Origin of the sequence: Spirosoma sp. 48-14, from assembly GCF_001898575.1 — a bacterium.
GTDB lineage: Bacteria > Bacteroidota > Bacteroidia > Cytophagales > Spirosomataceae > Spirosoma.
In genome coordinates, this window is the sequence record NZ_MKUD01000045.1 from 89,394 (window position 1) to 104,376 (window position 14,983).

14 protein-coding genes are annotated in these 14,983 nt (G+C 47.9%); 5 read left to right on the forward strand and 9 right to left on the reverse strand.

The window, feature by feature from the left end; genetic code table 11:
• Nucleotides 1-76 precede the first annotated feature (76 nt).
• The 9 genes from BGO59_RS22570 to BGO59_RS22610 form a co-directional block, all read right to left on the reverse strand.
• Nucleotides 77-1,156: an efflux RND transporter periplasmic adaptor subunit gene (locus BGO59_RS22570; protein WP_293686974.1), complete on the reverse strand. Its 1,080-nt coding sequence runs from the start codon at nucleotides 1,154-1,156 to the stop codon at nucleotides 77-79.
• 76 nt (nucleotides 1,157-1,232) lie between these two features.
• Nucleotides 1,233-2,501, reverse strand: coding sequence for a TolC family protein (locus BGO59_RS22575; RefSeq protein WP_293686976.1), 1,269 nt, complete (start codon nucleotides 2,499-2,501; stop codon nucleotides 1,233-1,235).
• A 116-nt stretch (nucleotides 2,502-2,617) separates the two neighbouring features.
• Entirely contained in the window at nucleotides 2,618-3,316 is a 699-nt protein-coding gene (locus tag BGO59_RS22580) for a response regulator transcription factor (protein ID WP_293686978.1), read from the reverse strand.
• Between the two features lie 605 nt (nucleotides 3,317-3,921).
• Nucleotides 3,922-4,398, reverse strand: a complete 477-nt coding sequence (locus BGO59_RS22585) for a DUF3237 domain-containing protein (protein WP_293686980.1) — start codon at nucleotides 4,396-4,398, stop codon at nucleotides 3,922-3,924.
• Between the two features lie 76 nt (nucleotides 4,399-4,474).
• The gene (locus tag BGO59_RS22590) at nucleotides 4,475-4,918 is read right to left on the reverse strand and encodes a nuclear transport factor 2 family protein (protein ID WP_293686982.1); all 444 of its coding nucleotides are present in this window, start codon (nucleotides 4,916-4,918) and stop codon (nucleotides 4,475-4,477) included.
• Nucleotides 4,919-4,996: 78 nt separating this feature from the next.
• Nucleotides 4,997-7,795 (reverse strand): ATP-binding protein, encoded by a 2,799-nt coding sequence (locus BGO59_RS22595; protein WP_293686984.1) that lies wholly within the window; start codon nucleotides 7,793-7,795, stop codon nucleotides 4,997-4,999.
• Nucleotides 7,796-8,117: 322 nt separating this feature from the next.
• Nucleotides 8,118-8,534 carry a hypothetical protein gene (locus BGO59_RS22600; RefSeq protein ID WP_293686986.1) on the reverse strand — a complete coding sequence of 139 codons (417 nt, stop codon included), beginning with the start codon at nucleotides 8,532-8,534 and terminating at the stop codon, nucleotides 8,118-8,120.
• Nucleotides 8,531-9,793 carry an MFS transporter gene (locus tag BGO59_RS22605; protein WP_293687543.1) on the reverse strand — a complete coding sequence of 421 codons (1,263 nt, stop codon included), beginning with the start codon at nucleotides 9,791-9,793 and terminating at the stop codon, nucleotides 8,531-8,533. Before BGO59_RS22605 ends, BGO59_RS22600 begins: the two co-directional genes overlap by 4 nt.
• 68 nt (nucleotides 9,794-9,861) lie before the next feature.
• Nucleotides 9,862-10,359, reverse strand: a complete 498-nt coding sequence (locus tag BGO59_RS22610) for a DUF4440 domain-containing protein (protein ID WP_293686988.1) — start codon at nucleotides 10,357-10,359, stop codon at nucleotides 9,862-9,864.
• 144 nt (nucleotides 10,360-10,503) lie between these two features.
• Here BGO59_RS22610 and mltG point away from each other — a divergent pair, with 144 nt between their 5' ends.
• The 5 genes from mltG (at nucleotide 10,504) to BGO59_RS22635 (ending at nucleotide 14,904) form a co-directional block, all read left to right on the forward strand.
• A complete protein-coding gene (mltG, locus tag BGO59_RS22615; RefSeq protein ID WP_293686990.1) occupies nucleotides 10,504-11,541 on the forward strand; it encodes an endolytic transglycosylase MltG in 1,038 nt (345 codons plus the stop codon).
• A 3-nt stretch (nucleotides 11,542-11,544) separates the two neighbouring features.
• Entirely contained in the window at nucleotides 11,545-11,958 is a 414-nt protein-coding gene (locus BGO59_RS22620) for a thioesterase family protein (RefSeq protein WP_293686992.1), read from the forward strand.
• Between the two features lie 111 nt (nucleotides 11,959-12,069).
• Nucleotides 12,070-13,023 (forward strand): YihY/virulence factor BrkB family protein, encoded by a 954-nt coding sequence (locus BGO59_RS22625; protein WP_293686994.1) that lies wholly within the window; start codon nucleotides 12,070-12,072, stop codon nucleotides 13,021-13,023.
• Nucleotides 13,024-13,233: 210 nt separating this feature from the next.
• Nucleotides 13,234-14,268, forward strand: coding sequence for a glycosyltransferase (locus tag BGO59_RS22630; protein ID WP_293686995.1), 1,035 nt, complete (start codon nucleotides 13,234-13,236; stop codon nucleotides 14,266-14,268).
• 15 nt (nucleotides 14,269-14,283) lie between these two features.
• The gene (locus tag BGO59_RS22635; RefSeq protein WP_080055936.1) at nucleotides 14,284-14,904 is read left to right on the forward strand and encodes an L-threonylcarbamoyladenylate synthase; all 621 of its coding nucleotides are present in this window, start codon (nucleotides 14,284-14,286) and stop codon (nucleotides 14,902-14,904) included.
• Nucleotides 14,905-14,983 lie beyond the last annotated feature (79 nt).

Here is a 14,983-nt window from a genome sequence, read left to right on the forward strand (position 1 = left end):
GAGCAGAGGATATGGGGCATAGGACGTTTTTGTCACCCTATTTCCCAAACCCTATGCCCCGCCCCCTTGCCTTCTGCTAATTATTGAGTGCGTTGTATACGAGCAGTTGATTTTTAGAAATGACTTTTTCGCCCGGCTTAATCCCCTGGCTGATATAGGCCCTGTCGCCCAGCGATTTGAGGACTGTCACTTCCCGAACTTCGATGTCCGACCGGCTATGAAAAACCAATACATACTGTTTGGAACGATCAAAAATGACCGCGCTTGATGGCACAGTAGCCGCTTCGCCACCGGCTTCATATCGCAGCGTGACCGTCGCGTGCATTTCCGGGCGGAGTTTCATCCCCTGATTCGCCAGCCGAATCCGAACGGTCATGGCTTTGGTATTTGGGTCCAGTACGGTATAGATTTTATCGACCTGCCCGTCGAAATGTTCATCTGGGTAGCTCAGCGTCTGCACACTTGCGTTCATGCCCGTTCGTACCTGACGAATGTCGCTTTCGTTTACATTGGCCAGTACCCAGATCTGGTTGATCTGGCCGATGGTGAACAGGTTATCGGCATTATCGGAACGCAGTTGCATATCGCGGTTAACGTTCTTTTCGATGACGTAGCCATCGATGGGTGCTTTTACAGTATACATGGAAGCCTTTCCGATACCGTAAATACGGGATACTTCTTTCACTCGGTTCGATTCGGCCTGCGCCTTCTCCAACTCTTTTTGCGCGGCTACTACCTCCCGCTGCGAGGTCAGTTTGGTTTCGAACAGGTCTTCGGCCACCCGTAAATTTTTCTCGGCCAGCAACAGATCCGACTGTGCCTGAATACTTTGCCGTTCCAGATCCGCCACTTCCCCCGAACGAATCGAGGCCAGTACCTGGCCTTTTCGGACGTAGTCGCCTAATTCGACCCGAACATCTTCCACATTCCCACCAACCAGCGGGAATACTTTGATAACCCGGTTCTCATCGGCTACTACTTTGCCAACCAGCGTTAACTCACTTCGTACGGGCTGCCTGGAAGCGCTGTCAATCTGGATACGCTGCATCATCGTATCCGACAACATAAAGGCTTTAGCGACATCGGGGGCTGGTTTTGGATCGCACGAGGTGAGCATAAACAGGTAGCCGATTGCCCAAAAAAGGGAAGGTTTCATTCGTGTTTTGCTAAGCTGACCAGCGCAGTCAGCGGTTAATGGAAGCATGGTTTCAGGATGTTTCGTCAATGGAGTTCTAGTTGAATAAATCTTCGCCAAGGAGATAATTGAGTTCTTCATAAGCACTCACCCGGTCGGCTTTCAGGCGATTGAGCTGGCTAACGCTATCGTTATACGCTTCGATCAGATCGACAAATTCGAGCAGGGTAATATTACCCTTTTGAAAGCTGGTGATCACTCCCCGATTCAACTCGTCGAACTGGGTAGTGAACTGCTCTTCCACCGTTTGAACCCGACGCTCTACTTCCCGTATTTTTTCCAGGGAGGTCGCTACCTCGTTCATCACCTGATTGGCTTTTTGCTGCTGAAGCTGTTGCTGATACTGAATCTGACTTTGAGCGGCCCGGATAGCGCCCTGGTTCCGGTTAAAGACGGGTAGATCGGCCGATACCGAGAGCCCAACATAATGCTGAATGTAACTTCCGGCCTGGTCGTAAGTGCCGCCTACCCGCACGTCGGGCGTAGCCAGAGCACGCTGGAGAGTATGATTAAGTTTCGCCTGCTGAACGAGCGATTCCATTGCTTTCAAATCGGGTCGATTCCGTAAAGCCAGTTGCTGAAGCGTATCATCGGGCTGAGCAGGCACGCGATAACGACTTAAAAGCTGATCGACAAATACAGGCTTAATCGGCTGATCGACAGACAAAAGCGTGCGTAGTGCCCGCTGGTCATCGGCCAGCTGGAATCGGATAGCTGTGCGGTCGTTGGCTAGCTGAAATAGTAACGCTTTCAACCGAAGCAGTTCTCGGAGTGAAACATTGTTCCGGTTGTATTGAACCTCATAAGCGGCTACTGTGGTTTGAAGCGTTGCCAGTTGCTGATCAAAACGAGCCAGGGTTTGCTGCTGAAAATAAATGGAATAAAACCGACTTCGCAGGTCGAAGCGGAGGCCGCGAAGCAAATCCAGCAATTCAAGCTGCGTCAGCCGGGCCGATTCGGAAGCCAGCGCAATGCGTTTATTCCGTTTCCCTGCCGTATACAGCAGTTGTTGAATAGCAACGGTCTTCTGCCCCTGCCGGCCAACGTCCAGAACCCGCCGGGTTTCATTGTTATAACTACTAACTTCAAGCGTCAGATTGGGATTATCATATAAACTAGCCTGTAAAATCTGAGCCTGACTGGCGTCAATCCGAAAGCGCTCTGCCAGCAATAGCAGATTGTTTTTAACAAACAGGCTGTCTGCCTGCCGGAGCGTTAGCCGAAGCGAATCCTGTTCTGAAACAGATTGTGCCTGAATGAACGGAAGGGGAATAGTGAACAAAAACAAAAAAACGAGCAGCCGCATAGGAAACATAAGGTACGGCCACAAAGGTCTGCTCACCAGGTTACAGCGGTCTTAATACAGGCTTAGAATACCTATAGAAAACAATTAGAATACGCTTAGAAACCCGGCTTACGTCGTCATTCGTCCTCTTCCTTCAGCACATAGCCCATGCCCATCCGGGTGTGAATCAGCTTCGGAGAGAAATCACGGTCTATTTTTTTCCGTAGATAATTGATGTACACTTCCACAATAGAGGAACCCGGATCGTGCCTCAACTGCCATACCTGCTCCGCAATATCCATCTTGGACAATACCCGTCCCCGATTGCGAATCATATACTCGATCAAGGCAAATTCGCGTGCGGTCAATTCAATAGCCGATTCACCACGCCAAACTTCTTTCGTCAGGCCATTTACGGTTAGGTTCGCCACACGCCATACCGTTTCTGACTTGGTTACAGGGCCGTTTGTCAACTCCACACGACGCAGACAGACTTCGACTCGGGCAATCAGTTCCCGAAAGTCAAACGGCTTTACCATATAGTCGTCGGCCCCCAGCCCAAGCCCTTCTACCTTATCCTCAACTTCTCCCAGCGCCGATAAGATAATAATGGGCAAATGTGGTTTGGCCGACCGTACACTCCGGCACACTTCAAACCCATTTATACCGGGCAGATTAATATCGACAATCAGCAGATCTAGGCTAGACTTAAGGGCTATTTCACGACCGTTAATCCCTTCATAAACCACTTCAGTAGCATAGCCTTCGTCCTCGAGACCTCGTTTTATGTTCTGGGCGATTCGGCGGTCGTCTTCAATAATGACAATTTTCTTCATGCGTTACTAACGATTTTCACTACGGCTACTCCCCAAATTATGATGCCGTTTCCATCCATGATTTTCCAGAATCGTCAAGACGTATAAACGATTACACAGGGTTTTTATGGAGACTACTTCATTATATAATAAAAACACCGGCCGATAAAAGCTGGTGTTTTTACGTGCAATACAGGGTTTTCAACTTCATAGCAAAAGTAGGTTCTACCTAGCTACCAGCCGATTAGAAGAGAATTAGATTTTTCTTAAATTAATCTTAGAGACCAATCCATCATCGAAGGGCGTACATGTCGGAAGCAGCTCCTTGGAAGTAATCAGGCCATCTCCTAGCTCACAAACGCAATCCATGTGATCCCGATATAATAATTCAAGACACGTTGGGCAAGTTTTAAACAATTGGTATTCCCGGTTAGCCATCCCACAAGGGACGTTTGGTGAAACAGGATGACGCCTGATTTTTCATACTTTTTCTAGCATAAAAAAAATTGTACAGCCCTAAAATGCCTTTATACGGTTTGTATAACGCTATTTTTAGAGCTGTACATAAGCCTTACGATCTGGCAGCTTGCAGGCTCCGGTAATCACCGACCCCCAAATGCTACTTGCTATAGAATCCGATATATCGAATAGGAAACGCCGGTAAGGTCAGCCTCACCTACACCAACAGCCAAGGTATGATTCAACCAAGCGTATTTGTCGGAAGCCGTCTCACAAAAAGGCACAATGCGAAAGTAATAATCAGACCAGGCAACGGCCTCTCCTCCGATTAGTTTTACTTCCAGCGTGGGAACATGGTGTAGAATACCTTTATAGGTGACAAAGATCAGTGCTTCATCGCTGGTTTTAAGCGTCATGCGAACATCGAGCAGTCCTCTGCCAGATGCATCGACCAGAAAAGAATCACTACCGCCGGGCAGTACACTACCGTGGAAAGCCGGTCCTTTAAACCAGCCGCCTTTAATGGGATAAAGCCGCCGATGTCCGGCAGGTGTATCGCCGATAATCTGCAGATCAAGGTCAACCCGGATTTCCATCAGAAATTCATACTGAAGCGGGCGCGGGGAAGTTAAGTCAGTTGACATAGTTCAGGAAAAAGATAGTATGAGTAAATTAGAATGAAGTCTGTCAGGCATTTTTCCTTTGCCGGATAACCGCCACTCACCTGGCAGCCTCACGATTATCCAGGGCAGTTGCCTGGTAACCGGCCATTTTCCAGGCATTATTTTGCCATACGAACAATTGTGTCCAGTAATCTTTATGCGTAAATGTGCTGCCATCTTTACGCTGGTAGACAGACGTGGTTTTACCAGTCATCACACCGGTGGAACCATATTGGCGGATGAGCAAATCGTTGTAATCGCGCTTGACACAGACGAAACTCCGGAACATTTCCCGGTTATTTTCACGGGAACCGCGTTTTCCTGTAACACCAATGCCCACAAAATCAGCAGTACAGTCCTTATCGAAAAAGGCGACCGGGTCTTTCATGAAACGCCCTATCAGTTTATGAAAGGTGGCTTCAGTAAAAGGTACGGGATTTTGCGCCGGCACACAGGTACAGATAAATGTAAAGGCGAGACTAAAAAGTAAACGATTCAGCATGATAAGTGATAGGTTTAGATCTGTTGCAAACCTATCGCTCATCAGCTGATATAACGGTTAATTTTGGGGCAATTGTGGTCAATTGTGGGGCATTACACGCATTTTCGCACCCAAAACCGTCTGATTTATAAACTCACTCGGGGTAAGCTGATAGATTTCCTTAAAGCACTGACTAAAATAGTTAGGCGTCTCAAACCCCACGCGATAGGCCGCTTCAGAAACATTATAGCCTGTTTGTAAGAGTTCGGCTGCTTTGCGAAGCCGATACCGGCGGATAAGTTCATTCGGAGCAAGCTGCGTCAAACTCTGAATTTTGCGATACAGCGTTTTACGATTCATGGCCAGCTGACCGGCTATCCACTCCACACTCAGTTCAGAATTATCCAGGTGGTTGTCGAGCAATTCGTAAACACGCAGCAGAAATTTATCCTGAATAAGCTCAACCGGATTTCCGGTCGCAGGCAACGCCATCTGCTGTTGGTAGTGTTCACGCAGCTTTTGCTGATGGCTCAGCAGATTACGAAGCCGCAACCGAAGTTCAGTCAGTGCAAATGGTTTCGTTATGTAGTCATCAGAACCTTGCACCAATCCATCAAGTTTACTGGAGTTATCAGCTTTGGCAGTCAGCAGAACTACACCAATATGGTCAGTTTCGGGAGTAGTTTTGATACGTTGGGTCAGTTCATAACCATCCATAAGCGGCATCATAATGTCGGAAATCACTACATCCGGCAGTTCGCGTTGCGTAACTTCCCAGCCTTCTTCGCCGTTAACCGCAGTCAAAATCCGGAAGGTTGTCTGTAATTCTTCCACCAGAAACGACCGTAGTTCAGCATTATCTTCCACTACAAGCACCAAAGGTAAATCACCGGTTATGGTCTCAGCTATTCCGACTGCTTCTGCTACTGAAACTAAATCCGGCAACGAGCAGGACGTCGGCACAATAGCAGGTGCAACATAATCGCCGGTAGCCAAACGAACACCCAATTCAACCGTAAATACCGTATTCCCCGGAAGGCTGCTCACCGAAACAGAGCCCCCCAACAGTCCGACCAGCTCCTTCACCAGTGATAACCCGATTCCGGTTCCTTCATGACTGCGGGTATGTGAGTCATCAGCCTGATAAAACCGGTCAAAAATATGCGGCAGTCTGGCGGGCAAAATCCCGATGCCCGAATCTGTCAGCTGAATAGTTGCCATGTATGCCGCACCTGTCGGTGCAATGCGGAATGAAAGCCGGACGTTCCCCCCCGGCGGGGTAAATTTCAGTGCATTCGACAGGAGATTTGACAGGATTTTCTCCCATTTATCTGCATCGAAAAGCCACTGATACTGATCATTTTCTACCTCATAAATCATTGAAATCGCTTTCTTTTCGGCCATTGGCCGGAACTGCTCTGCTACACCGACAACGAAATCAACGAGATTTCCTTGTACGTCAACAACAGGCATTGTTCCTGCCTCAAGGCGGGCAATATCGAGCAGTTGATTAATGAGATGCAGTAGTTTTTGTGTATTGCGCTGAATAGTGGTTAATGCATAGCGATATGGACTGGTTAAAGCCGTCTCACCAAGCAGTTTTTCTACCGGAGCGGCAATGAGCGACAAAGGAGTCCGGAATTCGTGAGTTATGTTAGCAAAGAACCGCATTTTCATCTCATCAGCAGCTTTAGCCTGTTCAGCCTCACGAAGCTGGCTCGCTTTCAACTCAATTAACGTTTCCTGAAGCTGCCGGGCCTGTCGCTGAAGCTGAGCATTAATCTGCTGTTTCTGAAAATTAGTACGCAGCAAAATACTACCGATCAATGCCAGAACAGCCAGCCCGGCCAGCAATCCATACTGTCTGACACGATTTTGATAAGCAGTTTGTTCAGCCACGGCTTTTTGCTGACGCTGCTGTTCTTCGAATGCAACGAGCTGGGTCTGTTGAATTTTCTGCCTGTTGAACAGCATATTCTGTGTCGCCAGCTGGATTTCCTGATAATAAAACGCACTGTCGGGATTATAACGGGCTTTGTAGATACGCGCCAGCAAGGTGCTGGCTTCCCACGTATCAAGCGGAAACCGGACTTTCCCGGCTGAACGAATTGACTGACGGGCAAAGATCAGGCTGGAATCAAGTTGGCCGCGATTGTAATACAACTGTGCCAGCTTCACGGCGTTATGACTAAACGTCCGAAAATTTTTCTGCCGGCGGCAAACAGCCAGACTAGTCCGGTAAAGCGCAATTGCCGAATCCGTTTTGCCAAGCTTCGCATACACACTGGCCATTGACGCCATCATATAACCCAGATGAAGCTGCCGGTTGTGTGTGATGGCAGTATGATAGCCCCGTTTAATGTACCAGTAGGCTGAGTCAATTTGATTCAGTTCCTCATAGGCGTTAGCCAGATGAGCATAAATATACTGAGGTATTTGTTGGTGCGGAAAGCGTTTGGCAATCAACAGGTACTCTTTTGCTTTCGCGTAATCGCCGTAGAGAAAGTACAAATAGCCGATAGACCGGTATATGTCAATAAGCGTTGGTTCGGGACCAATTTCCCGGGTAATCGCCAGAGATTTGAAAAGATGCCGCAGAGACTCAGCATAGTTACCCTGATTCATGTATACATAGCCTAATTGCTTTAGTGCATCAGCTTTGAGGGCTGGCTGACGAAGCTTTTGCGCTATATGAAGATATTGCTTCCCGAAAAAGAGTGCAGAATCATTATCGATTTCTTCGTAACTGTTGACGAGTGCCGGCAAAATCTTTGCGCGGATACTATCGTGTTGCGCCAGACGCAGCACATACCGAAGACTATCGACTGGCTTTTGCTGGGCCGTTACGAGCGATGTAGAAAGAACCAGTAACCCGATGAATGTATAACGCCAATTCATTGGTATACAGTGAAGATCGTCCTACCAAAGTAGTGTAAAAGTTTGGCTTTTGCCAGATTACCATCTCTTATTCCAGACAACGCTTAACCCACCCTCAAGATTTATTCACTAATTGACTATGTTTATAAAACCCCTTGACTTTTTTACCATCAGTACTATTAGCCACAATGGTTGTGCGACCAACAATCTCAACGTTTTATACCATTGGTATTCCGAACCCGAATAGAGAAGAAGTTTTAATAGGCCATTTCAGCCGTTAGGGTGTACAAACATTCTATTCACCCTAAACACCACTGTTCATATTAGACGACAGACCATTGACTCACCCCCCAGTACTTGATCGATCATCAATTAGCTTTCCAACTTGCTCAATGGCCCGATCTACATCCATTCGTTTGCGGTCGGGTGGATCGAAGCGATTGAAGGGATGAAGCTCAAGCACAAAGGTTTCTTCCACCTGTTCGTCATCGACGGGTGTGTAGAGTTTATAGGCCATCAATTTAATCGGAATCAGGCCATGCTGTTGTTTGAACCCGGTAAGCACATACGCCAGCAGGTTTTCTACCTCGGCAATTGAACGGTCTTCGGCGGGCACGAACCGCACATACGCATGATTGCGATCAACAATCGTTTGCTGGTCTGGAGCAAAATGGCCTTCGCAACTGGAAAACGTGCGTACGATACCTGTTCGGTTCAGCGCATCGACCAAGGGACGAATTTTCGGTTCGATCTCGTTCATCCCGGTTCACCATCCATCAGGGCCACTTCATCGGCTCCGTCGGTCCGGTGCCGGGATATTCTCCGGCCTTTTTGCCATAGCCAACCCAGATACCCAACCGCAATCAACGCCATCACTCCTGATACGGCAAAGGCTGCATCGACACCGGATTCACCCACTACGTGATTGAGCAACCAGCCAGAACCGACGGCCCCTAATCCAATACCCGCTTCGAGAGCAATGTACATGGTTGCCATGGCTCGTCCACGGGTGTGCTCGTCGCTCAGGTCCGCTGTCCAGGCTTGCACCGTTGGCGAGTTCATCCCCCACGAGATACCATAGAAAATAGCGGCAGTCCAGAACAAAACCGGCGAGTCGACCATAACCAGCAAGCCCATTGAAAACGCCAGAACGACGGTTGAGATAAATAATACGGGTACCCGGCCGTAGCGATCCGACGACTTACTGAACAGAATACGAACCATTAGTGAGGCCACCGTATAGACGGTGAAAAACAAGCCTTTATTGGTAATACCCAGTGACCCGCTCAACGTAGAGATTACCGTGAGTACCGCGCCAGAAGAGAACGATTGCAATAGCAGAACCAGAAATGGCGGGATGGCCTGTTTATCAAAAATCTCGTCTTTTTTCAGCCGAAGTAAGGCAAAACGAAAACGTTCTGGCGTCGCCAGCGTTTCGGGCATACGGAGCAGAATACCAATGGAAAGTAAGGCAAAAGCCGATGATGTCCAGAACATAACGTTCATGGAAAAATCGGTAGCCAGCCAACTCCCAATAGCCGGTCCCAGCGACATACCCATCGCCGTAAACAGACCAAGCATGCCCATTGCTTCGCCCCGACGATTGGCCGGAACCACATCGGCAACATAAGCCGATGTAGCCGTTGGTTTAGTCCCCGTCGAAAAGCCGTGAATTAGCCGGAGCGTCAGAAATCCCCATACGGTCAACAGATAGGGATATAGCAAACCACAGACAAAGCATACGACTGACCCGAAGGCCATGACCGGAACCCGCCCAATCGTATCGGTCAGTTTGCCACTAAACGGTCGTGAAACCCCAGCCGTGAACGTAAAAAGCGCAATAATCAGTCCGATGTATTCTTTGCCACCCAGCTTCGTCAAATAGGCCGGTAACTCGGGAATCATCATCGAAAAACTGGACGAAAACAGGAAGTTACTAACTGACAGTAACCAGAACGAGAGCGTATACAGCGAGGGATCTCGCGACGTTTGGGAGGTTGACGATGAACGAACGGTCAAAACGAGTTGAGTTGGTTCGCCCAAATTTACGATTCATTTTTGAAAAGGTTTACAGTAAATCGTAAACTCTATTTAGGTTCGGGGGTACTATTCCCACCATCGACAACGAACCGCCATTGTCCATTGCGCTGCCGTTTCCAGACAGTCACATAAACCCCAAACTGTGTTTTCTTCTTGCCCGACTCGTCGCGTTGGCTAAGCATCCACTGACCAAACGTATACCCCATGTCACCCGCCTGCGAGGCATCGGCCTTAAGAACCTGCCAGGTCAGCATGCTTCCATCAACGGACATACGGCTCATCTGCGCCCGCAACGAATCGAACCCGACTGTTGGAGCAGCGCCATCGTTCAGCTTGATTACTTCATCGGCTGCGTAGGTAGTAAACGCTTTGGCCATGCCCTGTCTTTCAGACAATTGACTAAACTTCATATCCGCTTCACGAATCTCATCAATGGCCTGTTGGCGTTTGGCGGCAGCCGGATTCATGGCTCGTGGGCTATCGGCGCTTGTCCGGCACGATGTAATCCAGATCACCATTACTAGTAGAGATAATACGTACTTCATTATGGGTAGGTAGCTATTTTGGCTAAATTTGCAGCATCATAATGACTAATGCCTAATGGATACTACACAATTGTAGTGCCAAAAATCGTAGTTGTAACCATCTGCGCATTCTTCATTATTCATTGTTCCTTATTGCTCGCAATTATGTCTCGTAATTTTAAAATTGGGCTGTTTCTCACCGTTTCTATCCTTCTGACCACGTTTACCTTTTACTTCTGGCAAGTTTTTAAAAGCCCCAACCTACAGGTAAAAGACAACGACAAAACGTTTGCACTCCTGATTCCACGCGGTTCAACGTTCGAGTCGGTCATGGACACGCTCAAAACGCATAAGGTAATCAACGACGAAACGTCGTTCCGTTTCTTGGCCAAACTGATGAAATACCCCGAACTCGTTAAAGAAGGGCGGTATGAAATCAAGCCGAACATGGGCAACCGCGATGCGCTGGTCAAACTCCGCAGTGGCAATCAAGACGCTATGCCTGTAACGTTCAACAGCATGCGGCAGAAATCGGACTTGATTCAACGCCTGGGCAGCAAATTTGAATTTGGCTCCGAAGCCCTGGGCAAACTGCTGAACGATCCGGCTACCTGCGAGAAATATGGATTTGATACCACAACGATCGTTTGCATGTTTCTGCCCAATACCTACGAAATGTTCTGGACCATCAAGCCCGAAGCCCTGCTGGATCGGATGGGGACTGAATACAAAAAATTCTGGACACCTGATCGTCAGGAAAAAGCCAAAGCCTTGGGAATGACCCAAACGCAGGTCCAGGTGCTGGCTTCGATCGTAGCGGCCGAAACCAACAAACGCGATGAACAACCCCGCGTGGCTGGTGTGTATCTGAACCGCCTGAAAAAAGGCATGAAACTCGAAGCCGACCCCACTGTCATTTTTGCGCTGCGCGATTTCACGATTCGTCGGCTGCTCAACAAGCAACTCACAGTCGATTCGCCCTACAACACCTATCGGTATATCGGCTTACCGCCTGGGCCTATCAATCTACCGGCTCCTACTACCATCGATGCCGTTCTGAACGCCGAGCAACACGACTACCTGTACTTCGTGGTCGATGCCCGTTTCAATGGGTATCATACCTTCTCGAAAACCATGGCCGAACACCTGGCCAACGCCCGTCTGTACCAACAGGCACTCACCCGCATGAAGATTATGAAATAACCTATGATTACCCACGACGTTACCAATATCCGGGTGCGCTATTACGACACCGATCAGATGGGCATTGTTTATTATGGCAACTACGCCCGTTATTACGAGATCGGCCGTGTCGAAGCTCTTCGCCATCTGGGCCTTACCTATAAAAAAATGGAAGAAGATGGCATTTCAATGCCTGTCTACGACCTGAATTCCCGATTCATTCGACCCGCTAAATACGACGATCTACTCACTATCCGGGTAACGATTCCGCAAATGCCCAAAACCCGGCTGATGTTCAATTACGAGATTTTCAATCAGGATGGGCAACTGCTGAATACCGGCCAGACTACGCTCGTTTTTGTTCGAACAGAAACAGGCCGTCCCTGTTCGGCTCCCCCCGATTTAGTCGAGGCAACTAAACCTTTCTTTGAACAATAATTGTGTATCGTTAGTCACTAATCTATAGTCAGTTACCCTGGCATGCTCCAGAGGTGACCATTGGCTACCCGCAACAGCGGGCCTTGACCATTTACTAACGACATTTACAATATGTTCGATAAACTGTTCGGTTTTAAGGCGTTGCGTAGGGTAAAGACCTGGTTACAGGCTCATCATCCATTCAACTCCAAAAGCACCTGGTATTCGTTTTTGAAGCGAATGGCTACGCAAATCATTGACAATGATACCAGCGAACGGGCTGCGTCGGTATCATACAGTCTGATTCTGGCTGTTTTCCCAACAATCATTTTCTTTTTCACGCTGATACCCTACATCCCGATCCCTGATCTCGAAGAACAGGTGATGGGCTTTTTGCAACGGGTTTTACCCGGCGATACCTTCAGTACAGTCGACACAACGATACGGGATATTATCAATCGGCCGCGCAGTGGTGTCCTATCGTTAGGCTTCGTTTTGGCGCTCTATTCAGCTACCAGTGGGCTGGTTGCGTTGATGCAGGCATTCAACTCATCCTATCACTCGGCAGAGCGCCGGAGCTTCCTCAAAATTCGGGCCATAGCTGTAGGGCTGACATTTACCCTGGCATTTGCGCTGATTTTAGCAATAGTTGTTCTGATTATTGGCGGAATAATGAGTGACTATCTCCTTCATTTTGGCTTTCTTAACAACGTCGTATTTGTCAATCTGCTCACGATTGGGCGTTACCTGATTGTATTTGCAGTATTTGTCGGTTCGATTTCAATGATCTACCGATTCGGTCCGAACGTGAATATGAAATGGCTGTTTATCATGCCGGGCGCTGTTACCGCTTCGGTCCTTATCGTTCTCATTACGCTCGGATTTTCATTCTACGTTTCCAATTTTGGGTCTTATAACAAACTATACGGGTCGATCGGAACGCTAATCGCTCTGATGATCTGGATCAACCTGATCTCGTTAGTGCTGATTTTAGGGTTTGAGATGAATGTGGCACTTTATAATCTCGAAGGTGACCCACACCCGAGTGTAGCCGCTAAGACAACAAACGCCACCTCGAATACTTGAGGTGACGTTTGTAAAACCTAACCCATAAATGTAAAAGCACACGCTTTCCTGGCGCCAAAACTGGCACGGGAGTCACGTGTTCGTGTTATAAAATCGCGAAAAGCGTGCCAATTTTTCCCCCTTTCTACAATAAGCGATTCAACACTGGGCTAAATCGGGAAAATGACCAATGTAATCGTTCCTCGTCTGCATGTTAGTCACTCACAATCAATGCTTCCCACGTCCAGCAATTCGTGTCGAAAAAATTTTCCTGTTACTCATGCACCTGCCTGGGTAACGGTCATTTGCATCTGCTATAATCATCGGAAGTACGTTAAGCAGGCCCTACAATCGGTCCTTCAACAAACCTATCTCCATATCGAGTTGATCGTTATTGATAATGGAAGCAGCGATGACTCTGATGAACAAATCAGTTCCTTCATTGAGCAGCACCCATCTGTACGATTCATAAAAAATACTACTAATCTGGGGCTAAACCGAGCGTTCAACCAGGGGCTATCGACTGCCAAAGGGAGTTACATTATTGATCTCTCGGCCGATGATGTGCTGTTGCCTGACCGGGTGGCGAAACAGGTTGCCCTTTTCGAGCAACTACCTGATTTCTATGGGGTAGTATTTTCCAATGCATGCTTTATCAATGCTGCGGGCAAACAAACCGGCACCCATTATCCGGTTGATAGCCGGGGGTATACAACCGTACAGATACCAACCGGAGATGTATTCGGAGCTGTTTTGGCGAGTTATTTTATCTGTACACCTACCATGTTGATTCGCCGTTCTATATTCGATAGGTTGGGCGGTTACGACGAAGCGTTGAGTTATGAAGATTTTGATTTCTGGGTTCGTTCATCACGTTTCTGTCACTACGCCTACCTCGACGAGGTGTTGACCCTGAAACGAGAATTACCCGATTCGCTATCCAGCCAGATCCTTCAACGTCGTAATCAACTATTGCCATCTACGTTGATCGTCTGCCAGAAAGCGTTTGAGTTATGTCAAACTACGGGTGAGTTCGATGCGTTGGCTGGCAGACTCAGCACGTTTATCCGAAAAGCCTTCTATACTGAGCAGTTTGCGCTGGTTCACCAATTCTACAGGCTGCTAAAAAAGATTAGACAGCCGGATAAATTGACCCGATGGATAGTTGTTCTTTCTTACGGCCATCTGCCCATCAACTACGTTTACCGTTTGTATCATCGGTATTGGCGAAACCCGTTTGGGGCGTTTATGGTTACTGATATATAGTTAACCGCTTTAGCTATGTCTGCTGAATTCATTAAGCTTTATCCGAAAAACCCTGATCCCCGCCGGATTGCGCATATTGTAAACGCGCTTCGTGATGGAGCCGTTATTATCTACCCAACCGATACCATTTACGGTATGGGTTGCGACATCCATAATGCACGGGCTGTTGAGCGAGTTGCCCGTATCAAAGGCATAAAGCCGACCAAAAATGACTTCTCGTTTATTTGCTATGACCTGAGCCACATTGCCGACTACGCTCGCGTGAGTAATCAGGCCTTTAAATTGATGAAGAGTCTACTCCCAGGGCCCTTTACATTCATACTCCAGGCAACCAACCAAGTACCTAAGCTACTGAATACCAACAAGAAAACTGTAGGTATTCGCGTTCCTGACAACGACATTCCCCGGCAGATCGTTCATGAGTTGGGCAATCCGATCATTACTACGTCGATCCGGGATGAAGATGAAATTATTGAGTATTCAACCGACCCGGAGCTAATCTTCGAGAAATTTCAGCACCAGGTGGATATCGTAATCGATGGAGGCTATGGCGGCAACATCCCGTCTACCATTGTCGATGTCACGAACGATGAGTTTTCTATTGTACGGCAAGGCTTAGGCGAATTAGTACTTTGAAAAGTTACAAATAGGAATTATACTTGCACTGTAGGGTAGATTCTACTACAGCGGTTACATGCTGTCGGCAAGGTTATTG

Excerpts from the sequence above, each read along its gene's own strand:
- BGO59_RS22570 (WP_293686974.1), bottom strand. The coding sequence starts at position 1,156 with ATGAAACCTTCCCTTTTTTGGGCAATCGGCTACCTGTTTATGCTCACC.
- BGO59_RS22575 (WP_293686976.1), bottom strand. The coding sequence starts at position 2,501 with ATGCGGCTGCTCGTTTTTTTGTTTTTGTTCACTATTCCCCTTCCGTTC.
- BGO59_RS22580 (WP_293686978.1), bottom strand. The coding sequence starts at position 3,316 with ATGAAGAAAATTGTCATTATTGAAGACGACCGCCGAATCGCCCAGAAC.
- BGO59_RS22585 (WP_293686980.1), bottom strand. The coding sequence starts at position 4,398 with ATGTCAACTGACTTAACTTCCCCGCGCCCGCTTCAGTATGAATTTCTG.
- BGO59_RS22590 (WP_293686982.1), bottom strand. The coding sequence starts at position 4,918 with ATGCTGAATCGTTTACTTTTTAGTCTCGCCTTTACATTTATCTGTACC.
- BGO59_RS22595 (WP_293686984.1), bottom strand. The coding sequence starts at position 7,795 with ATGAATTGGCGTTATACATTCATCGGGTTACTGGTTCTTTCTACATCG.
- BGO59_RS22600 (WP_293686986.1), bottom strand. The coding sequence starts at position 8,534 with ATGAACGAGATCGAACCGAAAATTCGTCCCTTGGTCGATGCGCTGAAC.
- BGO59_RS22610 (WP_293686988.1), bottom strand. The coding sequence starts at position 10,359 with ATGAAGTACGTATTATCTCTACTAGTAATGGTGATCTGGATTACATCG.
- mltG (WP_293686990.1), top strand. The coding sequence starts at position 10,504 with ATGTCTCGTAATTTTAAAATTGGGCTGTTTCTCACCGTTTCTATCCTT.
- BGO59_RS22620 (WP_293686992.1), top strand. The coding sequence starts at position 11,545 with ATGATTACCCACGACGTTACCAATATCCGGGTGCGCTATTACGACACC.
- BGO59_RS22625 (WP_293686994.1), top strand. The coding sequence starts at position 12,070 with ATGTTCGATAAACTGTTCGGTTTTAAGGCGTTGCGTAGGGTAAAGACC.
- BGO59_RS22630 (WP_293686995.1), top strand. The coding sequence starts at position 13,234 with ATGCTTCCCACGTCCAGCAATTCGTGTCGAAAAAATTTTCCTGTTACT.
- BGO59_RS22635 (WP_080055936.1), top strand. The coding sequence starts at position 14,284 with ATGTCTGCTGAATTCATTAAGCTTTATCCGAAAAACCCTGATCCCCGC.